Below are 7,175 nucleotides of genomic sequence, written 5' to 3'. Positions count from 1 at the left end.
ACTTATTATTGTAAATTGCCTAACTTCACCAGAATAGCACAAGCAAAGCACTGAAAAATTTGCGTATATAGTACATTCATATACACGTGCGATTATTTAGTTATTTCACATTATGCAAATTAATACTTACGCATCACACGTCATACTTTATACTTAACGGCGCGTGATCAGACCATCGCGCATCATAACTTTCAGCACGATCGATCACAAATCCGCGAGCGCTTTCCGCAATTTCAGGAGTTGCGAACTGGTAGTCTAATCTCCAGCCAACGTTATTGTCGAAAGCTTTACCGCGCTGACTCCACCAAGTGTATGGTCCTTGAATATCTCCTGCAAGCATGCGCATAACGTCCACAAATTCATATTCGTTAATCCAGCGATCAATATAAGCGCGTTCCTCTGGCAAGAATCCTGCACTTTTTTCATTAGCCTTAGCGTTTTTAATATCAAGTGAAGTATGCGCAATATTAAAGTCACCGCACAAAATCGCTTGATTTCCACCATTTGCCGCAATATTTCGAAGCTCCCCCAAACGTATAAGCATTGTGTCTAAAAAGCGGAATTTTTGTTGCATTTTTTGCGGATCGTCCACATTTCCAGCATGAACATACACAGAAGCAATAGTAATTTCATACCCTTCAGGGGTACGCACGTCAGTTTCAACCCATCGCCCAGAATCAACGTCTTCACTTAAACCTGGCAAACCGTAGCGTTTTTCAACTACAGGAAGAGACGTAACTAGAGCTACTCCAGCTCGACCTTTTACACGGCAAACTTCATTCGTATAAGTAAAATTATCGTTTTTTATAGAATTTACGATATTTTCAGACGTACGATATCCCATTTCAATTTTTGTCATAATTGGGTCGATTGCATCCTGCGGAGCGCGCACTTCCTGCATACACCACACGTCTGGAGTATGCGCGTCAGACCAGTTAAGCATACCTTTGCGCTCAGCTGCACGAATACCGTTTAAATTCGAAGTCGTAATTGTAATCATGTAATCAACTCTAATATGTACACAACACAAACAGCTCCACCACTAAGCAACAGACATAAATCACGCAACCAACACAGATTACAAGTTATGGATTACTCAACCAATAAACACGGAATTAATAGAAAAATAAAAAGGTGCAGATTCTATAAAACCTGCACCTTTTTATCAGCTTGTACTATTTAGTCTAAACCAAGTTCCAAATTTCCTCCTGGAATTGCATCAAGCAAATCGCGAGTGTATTCCATCTGTGGATGATCGAATACCTCATCTGTAGTTGCATGCTCAACAAGCTTTCCATGCTGCATAACAACAACTTCGTCTGCAATCTGACGAACGACAGCCAAATCGTGTGTGATGAACAAATAGCTCAAACCACGCTCTGCCTGCAAATCGTTAAGCAAGTGCAAAACCTGATCTTGCACAAGCACATCCAAAGCAGATACAGCTTCATCGCAAACTATAACATCTGGGTCCAAAGCCATAGCACGAGCAATTGCAATTCGTTGACGCTGTCCTCCAGAAAGTTCGTTCGGGAATCGAGTCATAACTGAAGCAGGCATACGAACCATGTCTAGAAGCTCTACCACACGGTTTTTACGACTCTTTTTATCACCAATCTTATGAATACGTAGAGGTTCTTCAATTGAACGATAAATTGAGTACATAGGATCCAAAGAACCATACGGATTCTGGAAAACTGGCTGCACATGGCGACGGAAGTCAAGCAAATCCGCACCCTTTAAATCGGAAATATTCTTACCTTCGTAAGTAACAGTTCCACTTGTTGGCTTAAGAAGTCGCAAAACCATATTCGCAACGGTAGATTTACCTGAACCAGATTCACCAACGATAGCTAACGTCGTACCACGCTTAATAGAGAATGAAACGTCGTCAACAGCCTTAAAAAGCTCTTTCTTGCGAGGAAGCTTAAACTCACGAGTTAAGTGATCCACAGTAATAATATGCTCACTTTTTTCGAGAGTTTGCTCACCTACTACGTGATGCTCAAGCAAGTTATCAGCGTTACCACCGTGTTCTTTAACAGAAATAATGCGCTGAGAAGCTAAGCTTGGAGCGGCAGCAACAAGTCTCTTTGTATACGGATGCTGAGGATGCTGCAAAACTTCCAACGATGGGCCAGACTCAACAACACGACCCTTATACATAACAACAACATGCTGCGCGCGAGAGGCAGCCAAACCTAAATCGTGTGTAATGAAGAGAACAGAAGTTCCGAGCGAATCAGTTAGTGTATGCAAATGGTCAAGAATACGCTTTTGCACAGTAACATCCAAAGCGGAAGTTGGCTCATCTGCAATAAGCAAGTCCGGTCGGCAAGCCAAACCAATAGCAATCAAAGCGCGCTGACGCATACCACCGGAAAACTCATGTGGGAACTGACGTGCACGAGTTGCAGCATCTGGCAAACCAGCTTCATCGAGCAAACCAGCAATACGATCTTCAACGCTTGCACCTACAACATACTTTTTGGCGATTTCCCAAGCTTTGTCGTCATTCACACCATATTTGATTAAATCGTCTGCTACGCGCCAACGAGTTTCAGAGCCTGGAACCCACTCTTTCTTGTAGTAATCAATAGCTTCATTGAACTTTTCAGCATCGTTATGCTCATCAAGTCCAACTTCTTTCAAAGCTTTCTTAGCGACTTCAATCAAATCTGGTAATTCTTTAGAGCCAAGGAATGTTTCATCCTCATTGCTTTTGACTTGAACAGAATCGCCTGCAAGAGCCTCAGCTAATGAAGAACGCTTCTCGTGATCAACGTCAACACCATTTGCGATTAATGCTTCTTTAACTTGTTCGCCAATACGCCACACAGGGTTCAAGTTGCTCATAGGATCCTGCGGAACTAGACCCATTGCAGTACCACGCAAAGCAGCAATCTCTTTTGGCTTCAAACTGCTAATTTCTTTACCCTTGAGCTTAATAGATCCACCTGTAACATGACCAGTTCCAGGAAGAAGACCAAGAACAGCCATTGCAGAAGTGGACTTTCCTGAACCAGATTCACCTACAATTGCAACCCACTGACCAGGATAAACACAGAAGCTAGCATCTCTAACAGCATGAACAGCTTTTTTTGAGTCTGTTGTGAAATCAACCTGGAGATTTTTTACTTCCAACAATGGCCCTTGCTCTAGCTGCATGGCGCGAATGTCTATATCTTTACGTGTTGTATTCATAAGTTTTATTCCTCCACGCTAAATTCACGCCTTACGGCTCTTCGGATCTAATGCATCCTTTACAGCATCACCCATCATAATAAAGGCGAGCACAGTAATTGCGAGTGCAATAGACGGATAGAACAAGACTTCTGGGTTCGTAGTAAGAACATTTCTAGCGGTAGAAATATCTCCACCCCAGCTGACAGTAGTACTTGGTAAACCAATTCCAAGGAAGCTTAATGTTGCTTCCAACACAATATAAGTTCCAAGCGAAGTTGTTCCAACAACAATTATTGGAGCCAAAGAGTTCGGGATAATGTGTTTGAAAAGATTACGTATTGGAGTAGATCCTAAAGCAGTAGATGCGGTATTGAATTCAAGATTTTTTGATTCCATAACAGCGCTTCGTGCAATACGAGCAACGCTAACCCATCCAAAAAGCACCATAACAAGCACAATTTTCCAAATTGATTTAGATGTACGGAACATTTGTAAAACTACGATTGCACCAAGAAGCATTGGTAAAGCCAAGAAGATATCAGTTATTCGGCTGAGAATAGTATCAACCCAGCCTCCGAAGAATCCTGCTAATGCACCAATTAAAGAACCAACAAGTACAACCAAAATGGTTGCAAGCAAACCAACACTTAGCGATGTACGAGTACCATAAACAACTCGAGCATAAATATCGCAACCTTGCATATCAAAACCAAATGGATGCGCGGCTGAAGCTGGCTCAAGAGAGTGTTCCAAAACGCAATAATTAGGATTGTGCTTTGTAAGAATGCTTGGGAAGAACGCAACAAAAATAATTGCAATAATCAAAATTGCAGAAACAATAAACAATGGATTCCTGCGCAAAGTTCTCCAAGTATCTGCCCACATACTCGTTGCAGCAGCGGATTCGTCTACGGAATCCACTTCTTGAATAGGCGTATCGTCTAATGGTGCAACGTAGCGTTCTTGCCCCGGTAATATATCGCAATTTGAAGCATTATTTGCAATCAAATCATTTTTCATCAAATTATCTTCCATAGTGTACTCCCCTCACGCGTAACGAATGCGCGGATCAAGAGCCGCGTACAACATATCAACAAGAAAATTGCTAAATACAAATATCAATGTCAAAAGCGTGACAATGGAAACAACAAGGTTTCCTTCTCCTTTTAGAATCCCTTGATATGTGAGGAATCCAACGCCATGAATGTTGAAGATCGTTTCCGAAATCATTGCACCGCCCATAAGAGCACCCAAATCCTGACCTAAGAAGGTGACGACAGGTATAAGCGAGTTGCGCAAAACGTGACGAACAATAACAGAGCCTTCTTTTAAGCCCTTTGCACGAGCTGTACGCACGTAATCGAGCGAAATATTTGAAGAAATTTCAGATCTTGTAAGTCGAATGATATACGCCATAGACACAGAACCAAGAACCATTGCAGGAAGAAGCAAATCGAAGAATCCAGGATCGTTACTAGCTGTAACTGGTAATATGCGCCATTTAACACCAAATAAGTATTGTCCTACGAAACCTGTCACAAATGTTGGAACAGAAATAAGAAGAAGAGATACAACCAGAATCACACTGTCATACCACTTGCCTTTCTTCAAACCTGAAATTATGCCAAATATGACACCAAATATTGCTTCGAAAGCGAATGCCATAATTGCTAGTTGAACAGTAACCGGGAATGCACGACCAATTTCATCGATAACTGGTTGACCTGCAAAAGTATGACCAAAATCGAGGGTAAGAGCATTCTTTAAGAAAAGTAAATATTGAATAATAAATGGTTTATCTAAGTTATACTCGGCTCGTATTTGTGCAGCCACTGCAGGATTAACAGGTTTTTCTCCAAACATTGCTTTTACTGGGTCTCCAGGCAAAGCAAATACTAAAGCATAAACTAATAATGTTGTGCCGAGAACAACAGGAATCATCTGCAAAATACGACGCAGAATGTACTTACCCATCGAATTCTCCTTGAATTGTTAAAACTTACTCAAAAAACAACAAAGTGCCGCTCCAGCTCAATAGTTTTATTTAACTAGTTTAGCTGGAGCAGCAATTTCGCAATAAGCGATATTAAATTATTAAGAGGAACCAACTAGTGTTACCTACTAACTTTCTAAAAAGTATGTAACACTATGCTGTTTTCTTAATTAGCTACCAGCTTATTTGTGAAGCTGATAGTACAGCGGCATATTCTGCCAATCCATTGTGAAGCCCTTCAAAGTTGGAACCATCACAGCCTTAGCGTTCGAGTAGAACAATGGGACAGATGGAAGATCCTCAAGAAGGATTTCGTTTGCTTGCTGATAGAGCTTAATAGCCTCTTCTGGCTTAGCAGATGCAGCTTTCTTAAGTAAATCGTCGAACTTTGGATTCTTATAATCACCTTCGTTGGAGCCATTGCCATCAGCTGCAACGGAAGCAAATTCCTGAGTCAAGTAATTTTCTGCACTTGGATAATCTGGCATCCAACCTGCACGCCATGCACCCTTAATCTGACGCTTAGCGCAAGCATTACGGAATTCCTGGAATGTAGGAATTGGAGTGGTTTCAGCCTTGATCCCGAGATTATTCTTGAGGGAATTCACAACAGCATCAAACACAGACTTTGCATTTCCATCGGCATTGTAGGAGAAAGTAAGAGATCCGTCATACTTAGAAATCTTATCTGCCTTAGCCCAAAGTTCCTTAGCTTTCTTTGCATTAAATTCTACGTTCTCATGACCCTTAAGATCAGCCTTATAGCCTGGAGTCAATGGAGAAGTAAATTCGTTTGCAGGAGAAGCAGTGCCATTGAGAATCTTGTTGATAATCACCTTACGGTCTATAGCCATAGAAATAGCTTGACGACGAAGCTTACCTTCTTCAGTCTTTACATCGAAGTGTGGGAGGCTTGAAGGAATAGTGAACTGTTGGATTACAGAACCTGGACGGTTGTAAGCCCTAACAGTTGTATCCTTCTGGAAAGTCTTAGTTTGGGTATCTGGAATATTATCAGTCATATCGAGATTTCCAGCCTGCACATCGCGGTATGCAGCGTTACCATCTGTATAAACCTTGAAAGTTACGCCATCATTCTGAGCTTTGCGCGGACCATTGTAATCAGGATTCTTTACAACTTCGATCTGCTTGTTGTGATCCCAAGACTTGAACAAGTATGGACCAGAAGAAACAGGCTTTTCGCCATAAGCCTTTGGATCCTTGTAGAAGGATTCCGGAAGTGGAGCAAATGCCAAGTAGCCAACCTTAATTGGGAATACAGAATCTGGCTGTTCCAAATCAACGGTAAAAGTATTTTCATCAACAACCTTCAAACCAGAAAGCTGTTCGTCACCCTTAGTACCATCCTTCTGCAAATCAGCATAACCCTTAATGGTTTGGAAGAAGGAAGCACACTTCTGAGCATTCTTAGCGTTAGCGACGAAGCTCCAAGCTTTCACAAAGCTTTCGGCTGTAATAGGAGTGCCATCGCTGAACTTCTTTCCTTTCTTAACCTTCACGGTGTACTGGGTAGCATCAGCATTTGGAGTGATGCTTTCAGCATCCTCATTCACAGGATTACCTTTTTCATCGAAAGTTACCAACGTGGAATTAACCAACATGGCAGGACGAGCGCCAGCATTTTCGTTAATGTTTCCAGGGACTAATTCGTTTTGTGGCTCAGAGTTTGAAACGGTAATAATAACCTTGCCACCGTTTGTTTGTGCATTCTTAGCGGAAGAGCCACAGCCACCAAGTAACATTGCCAGCGAGCAGGCAGCAGCAGCAAAAGCCAAAGCCTTATTCTTCATATATTTTCTCCTAACGTCTGGTAGGCAGGATTGTCATATCACAAAAAAGCCAAACATCAGCTAAAACATAAAAATCCATCCGGTTTTTATTGCCAGATGGATTCTCGCAAGCCAATGACGAGGCCTCTTCGTTGATTAAAATTCAATGATACGTATTTTTACAAGCAATGCAATAGTAAAAGAAA

General features: G+C 41.7%; 5 protein-coding genes. All 5 read right to left on the bottom strand.

All coding sequences use genetic code 11. From position 1 onward, the window contains the following. Positions 1-133 precede the first annotated feature (133 nt). The gene (locus A5295_RS04040; protein ID WP_064621767.1) at positions 134-1,000 is read right to left on the bottom strand and encodes an exodeoxyribonuclease III; all 867 of its coding nucleotides are present in this window, start codon (positions 998-1,000) and stop codon (positions 134-136) included. A gap of 179 nt (positions 1,001-1,179) precedes the next feature. Beyond that, positions 1,180-3,204, bottom strand: a complete 2,025-nt coding sequence (locus A5295_RS04035; RefSeq protein ID WP_004105069.1) for an ABC transporter ATP-binding protein — start codon at positions 3,202-3,204, stop codon at positions 1,180-1,182. Positions 3,205-3,228: 24 nt separating this feature from the next. Beyond that, on the bottom strand, positions 3,229-4,221 hold the full coding sequence (locus A5295_RS04030; RefSeq protein WP_064621766.1) for an ABC transporter permease: 993 nt from the start codon (positions 4,219-4,221) through the stop codon (positions 3,229-3,231). Between the two features lie 12 nt (positions 4,222-4,233). Next, on the bottom strand, positions 4,234-5,160 hold the full coding sequence (locus A5295_RS04025; RefSeq protein WP_004105077.1) for an ABC transporter permease: 927 nt from the start codon (positions 5,158-5,160) through the stop codon (positions 4,234-4,236). A 201-nt stretch (positions 5,161-5,361) separates the two neighbouring features. Then, positions 5,362-6,990 (bottom strand): ABC transporter substrate-binding protein, encoded by a 1,629-nt coding sequence (locus tag A5295_RS04020; RefSeq protein ID WP_064621765.1) that lies wholly within the window; start codon positions 6,988-6,990, stop codon positions 5,362-5,364. Between the last annotated feature and the right edge of the window lie 185 nt (positions 6,991-7,175).

It is taken from the genome of Gardnerella sp. 26-12, from assembly GCF_001660745.1.
GTDB classification, from domain to species: Bacteria; Actinomycetota; Actinomycetes; order Actinomycetales; family Bifidobacteriaceae; genus Bifidobacterium; species Bifidobacterium swidsinskii.
The sequence above is the reverse complement of the archived record's forward strand: the minus strand, read 5'-3'. Positions and strand labels throughout refer to the sequence as shown.